Origin of the sequence: Caballeronia sp. ATUFL_F2_KS9A, assembly GCF_023630765.1 — a bacterium.
Taxonomy (GTDB): Bacteria; Pseudomonadota; Gammaproteobacteria; order Burkholderiales; family Burkholderiaceae; genus Caballeronia; species Caballeronia zhejiangensis.
In genome coordinates, this window is sequence record NZ_JALQEK010000022.1 from 1 (window position 1) to 15,450 (window position 15,450).

Below are 15,450 nucleotides of genomic sequence, written 5' to 3' on the forward strand. Positions count from 1 at the left end.
GCTGAAAGGGCTGAGTCCTGTGATGTACAGAACTCAGCCCTTAGCGGCCTAGCCCAAAACTGTCCAACTTTGCGGGGTCAGTTCACGCGCGGGGTTTTTTTTCGCTTACTTCGCCGCGTTCGCCATGTAATCGACGGCGGCTTTCACATCTGCATCCGATGCGTTCGATCCGCCCTTTGGCGGCATCGCGCCCTTGCCGTGCAGCGCGTAGTTGTAGACGGTGTCCATCGGCTCTTTCAGGCGCGGCGCCCACGCGGCCTTGTCGCCGAACTTCGGCGCGCCGAGCACGCCCGCCGCGTGACACGCCTGACAGACCTGCTCGTAGAGCGCCTTGCCCGCCTGAGCGGCGTCGGCGCTTTGCGCGCCCGCGGCCGGCGCCGCCGATGCAACCGCCGGCACCGATGCGAGCGCCGCGACCGCTGCGGCGGCCTGAGCATTTTCGTTCGAACTGGCTGCGGCGGGCGCTGCCGCGCTCGATGCGGCCGCGGCGCCCGATGCCGGTTGCGCCGGTTCCGCGAGCTTGCCGCCGCTGCCGTTCGCCATATAGACGACCGCGCGCGCGATTTCGAAGTCGGAGTAATCGTCGGGGCTGGTGCCGCCGCGCGCGGGCATGCCGCCCTTGCCGTTGAGCGCGTTGTGCAGCAGCGTGTCGTAACCTTCGCCGATGCGCGGGGCCCATGCGCCGGCATCGCCGAACTTGGGCGCGCCGGCGGTGCCTGTCGCGTGACAGGCCGAGCACACGGCCTTGAAGACTTCCTCGCCGGACTTGTAGACGCGCGGCGCGTTGGCGTCGCGGACATCGACTTGTGCGGCGGGCGCGATGCGCGCGTTGACCGACTGCTCGATGTCCGTGCCGGCGCCGGTGCGCGTGGAATTGTTCACGTACACCGCGAGCAGGATGATGATGGCGACCGGGATGCCGAATCCCGCGATGACCGCGGCGATGAGTTGGCCGGGTGTCTTGATCGGGGCTCCGTGGGGTGCTTCGCTCATGCTTGTCTCGTCTCCCGTTTTTTGGTGTGAGTCGGTTCAGTGACAGCGTGACAGCTACGGCAGTGCGCTAGGCGCGCCTTGGGGAAGGCACGGTCGATTATAGACGGAACGCTTAACTGTCGGCGCGGGGTGGCCGGGGCGGTGAAGCGGGCGTTTACCCGAATCGTGTGATGCTTTGTGACTCGTTCCGCGCAGGGCGTCCGGTCCCGCACGATGGACGGCGTCACGGAAAACAGGTATCCTCTCGGATTCGCATGGGCCTTGCAGCCGTCTTACGGCGTGTGTAGTTCTTCCGCAAGCCCTTCTCCGATGCGCCCGTAGCTCAATGGATAGAGTACTGCCCTCCGAAGGCAGGGGTTGCTGGTTCGATCCCAGCCGGGCGCGCCAAGCGTTTCCACTCGACAGCCGTCGCAGTCGAAACTACTCGAGTCCGCCGTCGCGATTCGCCGTCGTCGTCCCCCAACCAAACCCCATCCCCGCCAACCACCTCCTATAAGCCACCGCCATCCGATCGCACTTCTGATGCAACTCCGCATCGAGATCGAGCGGCAAGCGCTGCGGCCATTGCGACTCCACCACCGGGGTGTCCTGCATCAAAATCTCCATATTGAAGTCGTATAGCTCGCGATCGGAATGCGTCGAATCATCCTCGTGAATCGAGACGAGCCACGCGCGCGTCTCTGTCTGCGTCACCGGCGACGCCGCCAGCATGATATGCAGCGCGCCCTGCCCGCCCGACGCCATCTTCGTCAGCTTCGCGATCAAAGGCCGCTTCACGCGATACACATAATCGATCATCGCGCCGCCGCCCTGCCCCGGCATTCCCGCCGGTTGCCAGTATCGGCATTGCCGCGCTTCCAGACCTTCATCGCTCGCGACGACTTCGTAATCGGGCACTTCCGTATGCGTGTCCTCGCCCAGAATCCCCGCATGCACGAACGAGAAATGCGCCATGTCCAGAAAATTCTCGACGACGCGCGGCGCCGACGACCTCACCGTCTGCGGCGCGAGATTGATGCGCCGGCCACCGGGAATCACGGCTTCGGGAAAGAAATCGAGCGCATACGCAGGCTCGCCGAAACACATCCAGATAACGCCGTACTTCTCTTCGCAAACGAAAGTCGTCGCGCACGCGCGCTTCGACGGACGCAATGAAGGATTCGACGGAATCCGCAAACACTGTCCTTCGATGTCGTAACTCCAGCCGTGATACGGACACACGATCTGATCGCGCATCACATGCCCGAGCGACAACTGCGCGCCCCGATGCGGACAGTAATCGCGCCACGCATGCGCCGCGCCGATGCTGTCCCGCCACACGACGATCCGCTCATCGGCCACGATGAATCCGCGCGCGCCGCCTTCCGGCACGTCTTCGCTATTGCAAACGGGCAGCCATTCGGCAGCCAAAGAAATGGATTCGTCGCGCATCGCCGTGAATGAGAAATGGACGTTCTTAAGCTGTTCTTACACGAAACACAGCGTCTTCGCAAAACGTTGCAAAATAGCGGATCGCTCGCTCGGTGCAACTCGATACCACTCCATTCAGCCGATGCCATGCGACGGGGCCGCAGTACTTGGCAGCAAGATAAAAGAAAGAAATCACCATCCAGGGGTTCAGTATGGAGCAGGCGCATCAACCGGCACGCCGGACTTATGCCTTCGCATGGTCCGAACACCGGAATCCGGAACGCGAGCAGGCCACGCTGCGGGTCTGGATGGGAGCGGTGGTTCTTCTGGCTTACGGCGTTTTCGCGTGGCTCCGCCCTTCACACGATGCCTTCCTGACCACGCGCCTCGTCGCGCTCTATGTGTCTTATGGGGCGATCACGCTTCTGATCGTCAGCCGCATGAGCGCGCCTTCTGTTGCGCGCCTGACCGTCACGACCATCGCCGATCAGACGATCCTCGGGCTCGCGCTCGCCGCGGGCGGCGCAACGGCGCTGCCGCTTCTCTGGGTGATGTTCTGGTTTCTGATCGGTTCGGGATGCCGATACGGCAAGCGCACGCTCGCCGTATCGTGCGCGACGGCGCTCATCATCGTCACGGCGATGGCCGTCTGGCAGCCGTGGTGGCACGAGAATCTTCCCGCCGCGATCGGGCTCGCGCTGAGCGTACTCGGCGCATCGGTGTATCTGAGCGTGCTCGTCGATCGGCTCGGCAACGCGAATCGCGATCTAGCGCGTCAGGCATCGACCGATCCGCTCACGGGTCTGTCGAACCGGTACGCGCTGGAAAGAGTCGTCGATCGCGCGATGAACGCGCCCGAAGCCAATGGCGATCACGCCACCGCGCTCCTTCTGATCGATCTCGACGGCTTCAAGGAAGTGAACGATACCTACGGTCACGCCGTCGGCGATCTGCTGCTGCAAGCCTTCGCGGACTCGCTCGCGAAGCGCATGCGCAAGTCGGACACCATCGCGCGTCTGGGCGGCGACGAGTTCGTCGTGCTCGCGCATCAGATGCGCGACCGCGACGCCGTGTTGTCGGTGGCCGACAACATCCATTCGGCGCTCGGCGAAATTACGTCGGTGCAGGAGCGGCCGGTGTCGGTATCGGCGAGCATCGGCGCATGCCTGCTTTCGAGCGCGGCGTCCGCGCATCAAACCGGCATGACCGCCGTGCTGCGCGCCGCCGACCGCGCGATGTACCGCGCGAAAAGTCTCGGCGAAGGGAAAACGGTCTTCGCCGAGACGCGGGACTTCGAGATCAGCTAGAGAACGTCAGGCCTCGACGCTCGTCCACGCCTGCTCGCGCAGCTTCGTGCGCAGACGCGCGACCGCCTGGCTGTGCAACTGACACACGCGCGACTCGCTCACTTCCATCACCGCGCCGATTTCGCGCAGGTTCAGGCCGCGTTCGTAATAGAGGCTCATCAGGAGCTTCTCGCGCTCGGGCAGCTTGTCGATGGCTTCGATCAGCGCGCCGCGAAGGCTGTCGTCGAGCAGCGCGGACAGCGGATCCGAACGATCGACGCAATAGCGGTCGAGGAACGGCTCGTCGTCGGCGGAGCGATCGAAGTCTTCGTAATAGATCAGCTGGCTGCCGTGCAAGTCCTGAAGCATCGACTGATATTCGTCGAGCGGCATCTTCATGTGCTCGGCGATTTCCTGCTCGCTCGCCGCGCGGCCGAGGTTCTGCTCGACCTTGTGCACCGCCGATTCCACTTCGCGCGACGTCTTGCGCATGCTGCGCGGCAGCCAGTCGTTCGCGCGGAGCTCATCCAGCATCGCGCCGCGGATGCGCTGGCTCGCATATGTTTCGAACTGCGCGCCCTGATCTTCCTTGTAGCGGCTCGCCGCGTCCAGCAGGCCGATCATGCCGGCCTGAATGAGATCGTCGAGATCGACGCTCGCCGGCATCTTGGCGACGAGTTGAAGCCCCAGCCGTCGAACGAGCGGTGCGTATTTCGTCAGCACTTCCGACTGTGAGAGTTTGCCTTGGGCGTTATACATCTTGGTCACCTATCTTGATCACATCGACGCCGTGCTGCTCAATGCAAAGTCGTGAAGCGCAGCCGCACGATGCGACGCCTCCCGCGCGCCCTGTACAGAGTCGCTAACCGGATTTCGCGCGTCGGCCTGGCCGCCCGCATCGCGCATATAAGGCGCGGGGCGCATCGGCCAGTGCAGGAGCTCCGCCGCGATTGCGCGGTAGTCGCGCGCCGCGGCCGTGGCCGGGAACGCTTCGACTGCACAGCGTGAGAGTTCCATCGCCCGAGCGACGCGCGCATCCTCGGACACATATCCCGCCTGCACGAGCGACACGGCCAGATACCGGCTCGCGACGCCCGACAGGTTGTCGAACGCGACCGCCGCGTCGGCCGGGTTCTGCACGTGATTGACGAGCACGCGGAACTGGCCGATCGCATGGGCGTAGTGCAGTCGTTTCATGCACGCATACGCCTCGGTGATCGCCGACGCGGCTACCCGCGTCACAATAAGAAAGTCATGCGCCTGCGCCGCGAGCGTCGACAGCGCGCCGTGGCGATCGAGTTGCGCATCGATCAGCACGATGTCCGCCGGACCGTCGAGCAACGCGCGGCATTGCGCGGCATCGTGAACGATGCGTTCGTCGCGCGGCGCGGCCATCAGCGAGAAGCCGAACGGCGTGCGCTCGACGGCATCGCCGAGCATGCGCCGGCCCGACATCACCGAGGCGAGCGCGCCCGCGTCTTCGGTGCCCACGAGACGGCTCACCGATCCCGCGTTGCGGTGCTCGTCGATCACGAGCACGTCCTTGCCGTGGATGGAAAGCGCCGCGCCGAGATTCACCACCGCCGACGTGCATCCGATGCCCGCCGGTCCGCCCGCGATCGCCACCACGCGCGAACCGGCGCGCGTAAGGAGCCGTCGCAGGCCTTCCGCCTGGTCGAGCACGAACTTATCCAAAGTGCACCTCATGCAGTTCGGTCGTGGCGCGCGCGGACAACGCGGACAGCAGCGCAGGCGTTTCTTCGTCTTGCGGCACGAAGGGCGAGTTGTCGCGCGGGATGCAGAACGCGCTCTTGATGAGAAACCGCTTGGTCGCGACGTACAGGTTCTCCGGCACTTTCTGACCGGTCGACACGTAATGCACCGGCAGCTTGTAGCGGATGACCGTATCGAGCACGCCGCCGAGATTCGTCGCTTCGTCGAGCTTGGTCAGGATGCAGCCCGCGAGCGGCGGCTGGTCCGCGGCGCTCTTGTAGGCCTGCACGACTTCGTTGAGCGTGTCGCCGTGGCTCGTCGCGTTGAGCAGCAGGATGCGCTGCACCGGATGACCCGCGCCGCACAGCATCGCGATCTGATCCGAGACCATGCGATCGCGCTGGCTCATGCCGATCGTGTCGATCAGCACGATATGTTTGTTGCGGAGTTCCGAAAGCGCGAGTTGCAGGTCCGCGCCGTCTTTCACCGCGTGAACCGACACACCGAGAATCTTGCCGAAAATGCGCAGTTGCTCGTGCGCGCCGATACGGTAGCTGTCGGTCGTGAGCAGCGCGACCTTGCTTGCGCCGAAGCGCATCACGCAGCGCGCGGCAAGCTTGGCCGTCGTGGTCGTCTTGCCGACGCCAGTCGGGCCCATCAGTGCGAACACGCCGCCGCGTTCCATCAGCGCGTCTTCGCTGTCCATCACCGGAATGTTCGATTCGAGCACCTGCTGCACCCACTCGAGCGCGCCTTCGACGCTCTCGAGTTCCGGCATGTTGTCCACCATCATGCGGACGAGCTGCGCCGAGAAACCGGCGGCGAACAAACGCTTCGTGAGCGCGCCGCCCGTCGGGTTGCGGCGCTGGCGCTCGCCCCACATGAGACCGGAGAAGTGCTCTTCCATCATCGAGCGCATCGACGAAAGCTCGTTCATCACCGTTTCGTTGACGACCTGCTCCATGCGCGTGCGGATCGCTTCGGTGACGACGGCCGCCGCGTTCGCGGGCAAGCCATCGAATGCGTGTTCCTTCGATGCCGGCGCGGCGTTCGCCTCGGCTGCTTCGGCGTGCGGCGCGCTCGCGTTGATCTTCTGCGCGGCGCGGCGCGCGGCGATTTGCGCGGCTTCGCGTGCCCAGTCGGGCGTTTGGACCTTCGGCTCGACGGCGGCTTCCGCGCGCTTCGTTTGCTGACGCATGGCGTAGCGGGCCGAGTCCGCCGTCTTTTCGACGCGCGTCTCTTGCGCAGTCACCGGGACCGGCACGCCCATGCCGCGTGCGATCGCAGCCGACGCGGTCAGCGGACGGTTCGACGGCATCGACGCCTGCTGCGCGATGCGCTTCGCATGCTCGATCAGCCACGGATTGGAATCGGCCATCGTCGGCGGCGTGTCGTCTTCTGCGCGAGCTTCCGGCTCGGCGTGAAATTCATCGTCCGCATCGGTGTTCGCGCCGAAGACGGACGAGAACACATCGCCGCTCGCGTACGGATTCGCGGCCGACTGCTTCGCCGGCATCGCGGCTGCAGCGGCGGCCAGCGCGGCGCGCGACGTGCCCGCCGAACGTGCTGCCTGTTCCTTCGCGGCGGGCGAGATCGACGCGATGTCGCTGTCCGCGACGCCGACGATCTCGACCGAGCCGTCATCGAGCGTGCGATTGGACAACACGACGGCATCGGGGCCGAGCGCTTCACGAACCTGGCGCAGTGCGTCGCGGCTGTTCGCGCCGATGAATTTACGAATGTTCAAACTTGCCCCCGATGAGGTGAAACTGCGATCTTTAGCAAGCGGACCCACTTGGCTCGTTGCCGTGTCCGCTTTTCAGTGAAGCCATTATTGCGAACTTGAGTCTTTGTCCATCGCTGGATAAGGGGTGAGAAAAAGGGGTATTTCGGCTGATGGAAGCGCGCCGTGCATCGCAAGGGCGGGCGTTTGCCCGGAAAAAGATTCCGCTTCGCCCGTTTCCGCGCGTGGGCGCGGCGGCGTAAGCTTTAGGCTCCGCGCGCATCGAAGCCGCGCCGGACAATCAAAGGAGACTTCTTCGCATGACGTCCGCTGTCCCTTCCTCACAGGATCAAACCACCGGCGCGCGATTGCTCGTCGATGCGCTCGTCCATCACCGCGTCGAGCGCGTGTTCTGCGTGCCCGGCGAGAGCTTCCTCGCCGTGCTCGATTCCCTGCATGACGAGACCGAGCAGATTCAGACGATCGTCTGCCGCCACGAGGCGGGCGCGGCGAACATGGCCGAGGCGGTCGGCAAGCTCACCGGCAAGCCGGGCGTCGCGATCGTGACGCGCGGGCCGGGCGCGACGCACGCGTCGATCGGCGTGCACACCGCGTTTCAGGACTCGACGCCGATGATCCTGCTCATCGGCCAATGCGCTCGCGATCACATGGATCGCGAGGCGTTTCAGGAAATCGACTATCGGCGCATGTTCGGGCAGATGGCGAAGTGGGTCGCGCAGATCGACGATCCGCGCCGCGTGCCTGAATACATGAGCCACGCGTTTCACACGGCGATGTCCGGCCGTCCGGGTCCGGTCGTGCTCGCGCTGCCGGAAGACATGCTGACCGAAACTGTCGATGCCGTGCCGCCCGCGCCGCGATATCAGCGCGTGGCGGCGTCGCCGTCGAAGGCGCAGATGGAGCGCCTGCGCGAACTGCTCGCGAACGCGAAGAAGCCGTTCGTGATCGCGGGCGGAAGCGGCTGGACCGCCGAGGCGACGCAGGACTTCGCGCGCTTCGTGGAAGCGTGGAAACTGCCGGTCGGCTGCGCGTTCCGCTTTCAGGACACGCTCTCCAACGACCATCCGAACTACGCGGGCGATGTCGGCCTCGGGATCAATCCGGCGCTCGCCGCGCGCGTGCGCGATGCGGACGTGCTCTTCGTGCTCGGCCCGCGCATGGGCGAATCGACGACGGGCGGCTACACGCTGCTCGATATCCCGAAGACGAAGCAGACGCTCATCCACGTGCATCAGGGCGCGGAGGAACTCGGGCGCGTGTATAGCGCGGAATTGCCCATCGTGTCGGGCATGCCGGAGATCGCGTCTCTTCTGGCTTCGCTGGAAGCGCCCGCCAGCGTTGCATGGGATGGCAGCGCCGAAGCCGCGCACGCCGCGTATCTCGAGTGGCGCAAGCCGCGCCCGATGTTGGGCGATGTGCAGCTCGGCGAAATCATGCGTCAGCTCGCCGAGACGATTCCCGCCGATTCGATCCTGACGAACGGCGCGGGCAATTACGCGACGTGGCTGCATCGGCATTATTCGTATCGGCATTTCCGGTCGCAGTGCGCGCCGACGAGCGGTGCGATGGGCTACGGCGTGCCCGCCGCGATCGCCGCGAAGTCGCTGTATCCGGACCGCACGGTGATCGCGTTTGCGGGCGACGGCTGCTTCATGATGTCGAGCAACGAACTCGCGACGGCGATGCAGTATCGGCTGCCGGTGATTTTCATCGTCGTGAACAACGCGCAGTACGGCACGATCCGCATGCATCAGGAGCGGCATTATCCGAATCGCGTGCACGGGACGGAGCTCACGAATCCGGATTTCGCCGCATATGCGCGCGCGTTCGGCGCGCATGGCGAGCTGGTCGAATCGACGGAGCAGTTCATGCCCGCGTTCGAGCGCGCGCGGGAATCCGGCTTGCCCGCGGTGATCGAGATTCGCATTCCGCGGGACCAGAGCACGCCGGGCGCGACACTCGAACAAATTCGCCAGCAAGGCAAGCGCTAGCGGACAAACTTTCAAGCTGCTTGCAGCGCGCTTCCGGTGGCAGTAGAGTAGCCAGTTCGAAAACACCGGGAGTTAGCGATGCTTAAGGTTCTGGCTTTGTCGTTGGCGTTGGGCTTTTCGGGTGCGGCATTCGCGAAGGCGGATTGCACGGCGCATCCGAAGAGCGAATGGATGAAGGAATCGGATGCCAAGGCGCAGCTTGAAGCGCAAGGCTACAAGATCCGCAAGTTCAAGGTCGATGGCAACTGCTACGAAATCTACGGTCACGACAAGAACGGCAAGAAGGTAGAGATCTATTACGACACGAAGACGCTGGCGGTCGTGAAGTCGGAAGTCGAATGACGCTCGCGCCGTGAAAGTCTGGGACGGCTTCGTCCGGCTGACGCATTGGGCCGTCGCGGGCATCGTCTTGTGGAATCTGTTCGGACCGACGGATTCCACGCATCGCGTGCTCGGGTATGTCGCGGCCGGGCTTGTCGTTGCGCGTATCGTTTGGGGTTTCGTCGGCTCGCGTCATGCGCGGTTTTCGGCGTGGTGGCCGACGCGCTCGCATCTCGTCGACTATCTGAGGTCGCTTGCCAGGGCCAGGCCGATCCATCACGTTTCGCACAATCCGCTTGGCGGGTTGATGGCGCTCCTTCTCTGGTTCCTGATTCTCGCGCTCGCGCTGTCCGGGTGGATCATGCGGCTCGATGCGTTCTGGGGCGAGGACTGGCCGCAGGAGATTCATGCGTGGCTCGCCATCGCGGTCGAGGTCTGTGTCTGCGTGCACGTCGCCGCGGCCGTGCTGATGAGCGTGTGGACGCGGGAGAATTTGGTTCGGGCGATGGTGACGGGCAACAAAAAAGCCCCGTGACGCGAATCACGAGGCTTTCTCTCGACTCAATGCGAGGAACGCTTACTTCCCGCCCACGCTCTGCAACGTCGTCCACTTCCCGCCGACGACCTTATAGAGCGTAATCCCGCCGTTCTTCAAATCGCCCTTCGAGTCGTACGACAGGTGCTTCGCCGTCACGCCCTGCATGTCGGTCTTCGCGAGGAACGGCAGGTACTTTGCCGGATCCGTCGAGTTCGCAGCCTTCATCGCGGTGAACATGGCCATCGCGCCGTCGTAGGCGTACGGCGAGTACGTCTGCACGTCTTCGTTGAAGCGCTTCTTGTACTTCGCCGAGTAGTCCGCGCCGCCCGGCATTTCGTCCATCGGCAGGCCGGCGAGCGATGCCACCGTGCCGTCAGCCGCGTCGCCCGCGATCTTCAGGAACGTGTCGGTCTTCACCATTTCGCCCGCCATCAGCGGCGCGCGGAAGCCGAGCGTCTTCATCTGCTTGACCATCGGGCCGGCTTGCGAATCCGCGCCGCCGTAGTACACGAGGTCCGGATTCGTCGACTTGATCTTCGTCAGAATCGCCTTGAAGTCGACAGCCTTGTCGTTCGTGAATTCACGGTCGACGATCGTGCCGCCCGCCGCCTTCGCCGCCTTCTCGAACTGGTCGGCAAGACCCTGGCCGTACGCCGTGCGGTCATCGACGATCGCGATCTTCTTGACCTTCAGCGTCTTCACCGCGAACTCGCCCGCGACCGAGCCTTGCTGCGTGTCGGAGGTCATCATGCGGAAGGCGGTCTTGAAGCCTTGCGTCGTGTACTCGGGCGCCGTCGCCATCGCGATTTCGGGAATGCCCGCGTTCGCGTAGATGCGCGATGCCGGGATCGTCGTGCCCGAATTGAAGTGGCCGAGCATGCCCTTGATGCCATCGTCGACGAGGCGTTGCGCCACGGTCGTGCCCGTGCGCGGGTCGGCCTGGTCGTCCGCCGAGTTCAGCACGATGCGAACCGGCTTGCCGCCGATCACCGGCTTCGTGGCGTTGAAGTCTTCGACGGCGAGCGTGATGCCGTTCTGCATGTCCTTGCCGTAGTGCGCCTGCGCACCGGTCAGCGGGCCGGCGTAGCCAACCTTCACGTCTTCTGCCTGCTGTGCAGCCGCGGTCCCCGCGAACAGGCCGGCGAGCGTCATGGCTGCCGCCAGCTTGGTCATCGTGTGCTTCATAGCTTCTCCTGTGTTCCAGTGTGGATGGCAGCCTGTGCCGCGCGTGTCTCCGTTACGCCGTGCCTGCTGCCGATTGTTTGAATTCGTTTGAACCGAGCGTTCGAGGGGTGTCTCAACCGATCGTCATCAAATTCGCATTGCCACCCGCCGCCGCCGTGTTCACGCTCACCGAGCGTTCCGTCAGCAGACGTTCGAGCGCGTAGTCTTCACCGTCGTGGCCAGCGTCGGCGAACGCTCCCGCAGCCACGCCCTGCACCGATACGATCGGTCCCGGACGCTTCGCGACTTCCTTCACGAGCGACAGCAGTTCATCGCTGTCGCCTTCGAACAAGACGGCGTCGAAGTCTTCCGCCGCTTTCCTGACCATCGCGAACGGCTTGAGCGCAGAAGGCAACGACGCCGCCAGTTGCTCGCCCGCCGAGCCGGAGAACAACGCCTTGTTGCCCGTCGCCAGCACGGCGGCCAGTTGCGCGCGCGCGCCGCTCGCCGTCGCCGCCACGCACAGCACCGTGCCGCGCGCGCCGAGCGTGTACGTGTTGCGTTCGCCGGTCGGTCCGCTCAACACGGCCGTCGCGCCCGCCATCACATGCTGCAGATAACCGTCGCAACGCGCGGCCGTCTGCGGATCGCGTTCGCCGATCGCCCAGTCGCGCAATGCGGTGAGCGCGGCCGTCGGCGTGTCCTTCGACGCCACCTGATCGACGACGAGCGTGCTCGCCAGCGATTTCGGCAGACCGGTCGGGCGCTTCGCGAGCAGACGCTGCAGATACAGCGCGCCGCCCGCCTTCGGACCCGTGCCCGACAGCCCTTCGCCGCCGAACGGCTGCACGCCGACCACGGCGCCGATCACATTGCGGTTCACATAGATGTTGCCGACATGCGCCCGCGAGATCACGTGCGCGATGGTTTCGTCGATACGCGTATGGATGCCGAGCGTGAGGCCATAACCCGTCGAGCGAATTTGGTCGAGGAGTTTATCAAGGTTCGAACGGCGATAACGCACCACATGCAGCACCGGGCCGAATACTTCGCGCTTGAGTTCGTCGATGCTATCGAGCTCGATCAGCGTCGGCGGCACGAACGTGCCTTGCGCGCAGGTGTCGGGCAGCGGCAGTTGCGTGACGTTGCGGCCCTTGTCGCGCATCCCGGCGATATGCGCGTCGATGCCGCGTTTCGCGTCGGCGTCGATGACGGGACCGACATCCGTCGACAGACGATCCGGATTGCCGACCGCGAGCTGGTTCATCGCGCCGGTCAGCATCTCGAGCGTGCGATCCGCGACGTCGTCCTGCAGGCACAGCACGCGCAGCGCCGAGCAGCGCTGGCCAGCCGAATCGAACGACGACTGCAGCACGTCCGCGACGACCTGCTCCGCGAGCGCCGACGAATCGACGATCATCGCGTTCTGGCCGCCGGTTTCGGCGATCAGCGGAATTGGGCGGCCATCCGGATCGAGGCGCTCGGACAGCGTCTTGTTGATGAGGCGCGCGACTTCCGTCGAACCGGTGAACATGACGGCGCGCGTGCGCGGATCGGCGACGAGCGCCGCGCCGACCGTCTCGCCATTGCCCGGCAGCAGTTGCACCGCGCCCGCCGGCACGCCCGCTTCGCGCAGGAGGCGAACGGCTTGCGCGGCGATCAGCGGCGTCTGTTCAGCGGGCTTCGCGAGCACCGGGTTGCCCGCGGCCAACGCAGCGGCGACCTGGCCCATGAAGATCGCGAGCGGGAAGTTCCACGGGCTGATACACACGACCGGACCGAGCGGGCGATGCGTATCGTTCGAAAACTCGGCGCGAATCTGCGACGCGTAGTAGCGCAGGAAATCGATGGCTTCGCGAATCTCCGCGATCGCGTTCGGCAGCGACTTGCCCGCTTCGCGCACGACGAGGCCCATCAGCGTGTGCATTTGCGCTTCGAGCAGATCGGCGGCGCGCGCGAGGCAATCGGCGCGGTCTTCGACGGGCGTCGCCTGCCAGATCGGCGCGGCGGCGACCGCGTTGGCGATCGCGGCGCTCACCTGTTCCGGCGACGCTTCCACGACCGTGCCGACGAGATCGCGCAAATCCGACGGATTGCGCACATCGCGCGCGACGCCGTTGCCGATGTCACCGCCTTCGAGCATCGGTTCCGCGCGCCACGGATGATGCGCGCTCGCCAGCAACGCCGACGACAGCGAAGCCAGCCGATGCTCGTTCGACAGATCGAGGCCCATCGAATTGGAGCGCTCGTTGCCGTAAAGCTGACGCGGCAGCGGAATCTTCGCGTGCGGCGCGCCGAGCGGCGTGATCGCCTGCGCTTCGTCGATCGGATCGCGCACGAGTTCCTTCACCGGAATCGATTCATCGGCGATGCGGTTCACGAACGACGTGTTCGCGCCGTTTTCCAGCAGACGGCGCACGAGATACGCGAGCAGCGTTTCGTGCGTGCCGACCGGCGCATACACGCGGCACGGACGGTTCAGCTTGTCGCGGCCCGTGACTTCTTCGTAGAGCGGCTCGCCCATGCCGTGCAGGCACTGGAACTCGTACTGGCCGGGATAGTAGTTCTGTCCGGCGAGGTGATAGATCGCGGAGAGCGTGAACGCGTTGTGCGTCGCGAATTGCGGATAGACGGCATCCGGCGCGCCGAGCAGCTTCTTCGCGCACGCGAGATACGAGATGTCCGTGTAGATCTTGCGCGTATAGACCGGATAGCCCTCGAGTCCATCGACTTGCGCGCGCTTGATTTCCGTGTCCCAGTACGCGCCCTTCACGAGGCGAATCATCAGGCGATGACGGCTGCGGCGCGCGAGATCGATCAGATAGTCGATCACGAACGGGCAGCGCTTCTGATAACCCTGCACCACGAAACCGATGCCGTTCCAGCCCGCGAGCTCCGGATCGAAACAGAGCGCTTCGAGCAGATCGAGCGAGATTTCGAGACGATCGGCTTCCTCGGCGTCGATGTTCAGGCCGATGTCATAACGGCGCGCCAGTTGCGCGAGCGAGCGCACGCGCGGCAGCAGCTCGTTCATCGTGCGTTCCTGCTGCGAGCGCGAATAACGCGGATGCAGCGCGGAGAGCTTGATCGAAATGCCCGGGCCTTCGTAGATGCCGCGCCCGCCCGCCGCCTTGCCGATCGCGTGGATCGCCTGCTCGTAGGACGCGTAGTAGCGCTGCGCGTCTTCTTCCGTCGTCGCGGCCTCGCCGAGCATGTCGTACGAGTAGCGGAACCCGCGCGCTTCGTACTTGCGGCTGTTCGCGAGCGCTTCGGAAATCGTCTCGCCGGTGACGAACTGCTCGCCCATCAGGCGCATCGCCATGTCGACGCCCTTGCGGATCAGCGGCTCGCCGCCCTTGCCGATCAGACGCGTCAGCGCCGACGACAAGCCCGCTTCGCTGTTCGTCGTGACGAGCTTGCCGGTGATCATCAAACCCCACGTCGCCGCGTTCACGAACAGCGACGGCGCCTGGCCCATGTGCGATTTCCAGTCGCCCTTGCTGATCTTGTCGCGAATCAGCGCGTCGCGCGTGGCGCGGTCGGGAATGCGCAGGAGCGCTTCGGCGAGGCACATCAGCGCGACGCCTTCCTGGCTCGACAGCGAGAATTCGTGGATCAAACCTTCGACGCCGCCGCCCGAGCTTTTCGCGCGCAGCGCTTCGACGAGCTTCGTCGCGAGCTTTTCGGTTTCGGCCGCGACGTTCGAAGGCAGTCGCGCCTGACCGATCAGGAACGGCACGCACTCCGGCTCCGGCCGGCGATACGCCGCCGTGATCGCCGCGCGCAGCACCGATTGCGGCTGCACGTTCTGCGCGAAATCGAGGAACGGATGCGGCGCGCCGTCTTCGTCGCCATCGACGGAAGGTGCATCCGCCATTTCCGACGAGCCGTTCGCACCCGTCAGTTCGGGCGGAAGCTGGCCATGCTCGATGCGCTCCAGATAAGCGAAGATCGCCTGCTTGATAAGCCAGTGGGGAGTGCGTTCGAGGCGCGTCGCGGCATCTTTGAGCCGGGAACGCAGCAGATCGTCGACTTTGACGCCTAGGGTTGTGCTCGCCATATTTCCTTCGTTTGCCGGTCGTGCTCAGCCGGCCAGAGACCTGAAAAGTTGGCGAATCGTACCCCGCTGATTTAAAAGGTGCAACCGAGATTTTCGCTAGGGTTGCACCACAATGAAACCCTTGTGGCACAAGGCTTTGAGCGGTGCGCCGCCGGATGGCGCGCGGCGCTCGGTGCCTAGTAGTTTCCCTAATCCGGAATTTTTGAGACGGCCCCTAAGTAAATCCTCGG

Annotated in this window: 11 protein-coding genes and 1 tRNA gene; 5 read left to right on the forward strand and 7 right to left on the reverse strand. The window is 64.7% G+C overall.

The annotated features are described in order from the left end of the window. Nucleotides 1–105: 105 nt before the first annotated feature. Entirely contained in the window at nt 106–993 is an 888-nt protein-coding gene (locus NCS67_RS12745; RefSeq protein ID WP_008352512.1) for a c-type cytochrome, read from the reverse strand. 311 nt (nt 994–1,304) lie between these two features. Between NCS67_RS12745 and NCS67_RS12750 the strand changes: the two genes are divergently transcribed. Next, nucleotides 1,305–1,380, forward strand: a tRNA-Arg gene (locus NCS67_RS12750). A gap of 33 nt (nt 1,381–1,413) precedes the next feature. Here the strand turns inward: NCS67_RS12750 and NCS67_RS12755 are convergent. Then, nucleotides 1,414–2,403 carry a Rieske 2Fe-2S domain-containing protein gene (locus NCS67_RS12755; RefSeq protein WP_250435338.1) on the reverse strand — a complete coding sequence of 330 codons (990 nt, stop codon included), beginning with the start codon at nt 2,401–2,403 and terminating at the stop codon, nt 1,414–1,416. A gap of 212 nt (nt 2,404–2,615) precedes the next feature. Here NCS67_RS12755 and NCS67_RS12760 point away from each other — a divergent pair, with 212 nt between their 5' ends. Further along, nucleotides 2,616–3,710: a GGDEF domain-containing protein gene (locus NCS67_RS12760; RefSeq protein ID WP_008352510.1), complete on the forward strand. Its 1,095-nt coding sequence runs from the start codon at nt 2,616–2,618 to the stop codon at nt 3,708–3,710. Nucleotides 3,711–3,716: 6 nt separating this feature from the next. On the opposite strand, the gene NCS67_RS12765 is transcribed toward NCS67_RS12760, so the two are convergent. From NCS67_RS12765 to flhF, 3 genes are read right to left on the reverse strand one after another with little or no spacing between them, the layout of a single operon-like run. Continuing rightward, a complete protein-coding gene (locus NCS67_RS12765; RefSeq protein ID WP_008352509.1) occupies nt 3,717–4,448 on the reverse strand; it encodes an RNA polymerase sigma factor FliA in 732 nt (243 codons plus the stop codon). An 18-nt stretch (nt 4,449–4,466) separates the two neighbouring features. Next, nucleotides 4,467–5,384 (reverse strand): MinD/ParA family ATP-binding protein, encoded by a 918-nt coding sequence (locus tag NCS67_RS12770; protein WP_034472320.1) that lies wholly within the window; start codon nt 5,382–5,384, stop codon nt 4,467–4,469. Beyond that, nucleotides 5,377–7,149, reverse strand: a complete 1,773-nt coding sequence (gene flhF, locus NCS67_RS12775) for a flagellar biosynthesis GTPase FlhF (RefSeq protein WP_250435339.1) — start codon at nt 7,147–7,149, stop codon at nt 5,377–5,379. The genes NCS67_RS12770 and flhF overlap by 8 nt, the downstream gene beginning before the upstream one ends. A gap of 296 nt (nt 7,150–7,445) precedes the next feature. On the opposite strand from flhF, the gene NCS67_RS12780 reads away from it, so the two are divergent. The 3 genes from NCS67_RS12780 (at nt 7,446) to NCS67_RS12790 (ending at nt 9,993) form a co-directional block, all read left to right on the forward strand. Next, a complete protein-coding gene (locus tag NCS67_RS12780) occupies nt 7,446–9,137 on the forward strand; it encodes a thiamine pyrophosphate-binding protein (protein WP_250435340.1) in 1,692 nt (563 codons plus the stop codon). A 78-nt stretch (nt 9,138–9,215) separates the two neighbouring features. Continuing rightward, the gene (locus NCS67_RS12785) at nt 9,216–9,479 is read left to right on the forward strand and encodes a PepSY domain-containing protein (protein ID WP_008352500.1); all 264 of its coding nucleotides are present in this window, start codon (nt 9,216–9,218) and stop codon (nt 9,477–9,479) included. Between the two features lie 10 nt (nt 9,480–9,489). Beyond that, nucleotides 9,490–9,993 (forward strand): cytochrome b/b6 domain-containing protein, encoded by a 504-nt coding sequence (locus NCS67_RS12790; protein ID WP_008352497.1) that lies wholly within the window; start codon nt 9,490–9,492, stop codon nt 9,991–9,993. Nucleotides 9,994–10,035: 42 nt separating this feature from the next. Here the strand turns inward: NCS67_RS12790 and NCS67_RS12795 are convergent, their stop codons facing one another. Together NCS67_RS12795 and putA are read right to left on the reverse strand one after the other, a co-directional pair. Next, on the reverse strand, nt 10,036–11,181 hold the full coding sequence (locus tag NCS67_RS12795) for a branched-chain amino acid ABC transporter substrate-binding protein (protein WP_008352495.1): 1,146 nt from the start codon (nt 11,179–11,181) through the stop codon (nt 10,036–10,038). Between the two features lie 112 nt (nt 11,182–11,293). Beyond that, a complete protein-coding gene (gene putA, locus NCS67_RS12800) occupies nt 11,294–15,220 on the reverse strand; it encodes a trifunctional transcriptional regulator/proline dehydrogenase/L-glutamate gamma-semialdehyde dehydrogenase (protein WP_008352493.1) in 3,927 nt (1,308 codons plus the stop codon). Nucleotides 15,221–15,450: the final 230 nt, after the last annotated feature.

What these genes read in the sequence shown, in the direction of transcription:
- NCS67_RS12745 (WP_008352512.1), bottom strand. Translation starts at nt 993, where the DNA reads ATGAGCGAAGCACCCCACGGAGCCCCGATCAAGACACCCGGCCAACTC.
- NCS67_RS12760 (WP_008352510.1), top strand. Translation starts at nt 2,616, where the DNA reads ATGGAGCAGGCGCATCAACCGGCACGCCGGACTTATGCCTTCGCATGG.
- NCS67_RS12765 (WP_008352509.1), bottom strand. Translation starts at nt 4,448, where the DNA reads ATGTATAACGCCCAAGGCAAACTCTCACAGTCGGAAGTGCTGACGAAA.
- NCS67_RS12780 (WP_250435340.1), top strand. Translation starts at nt 7,446, where the DNA reads ATGACGTCCGCTGTCCCTTCCTCACAGGATCAAACCACCGGCGCGCGA.
- NCS67_RS12785 (WP_008352500.1), top strand. Translation starts at nt 9,216, where the DNA reads ATGCTTAAGGTTCTGGCTTTGTCGTTGGCGTTGGGCTTTTCGGGTGCG.
- NCS67_RS12795 (WP_008352495.1), bottom strand. Translation starts at nt 11,181, where the DNA reads ATGAAGCACACGATGACCAAGCTGGCGGCAGCCATGACGCTCGCCGGC.
- putA (WP_008352493.1), bottom strand. Translation starts at nt 15,220, where the DNA reads ATGGCGAGCACAACCCTAGGCGTCAAAGTCGACGATCTGCTGCGTTCC.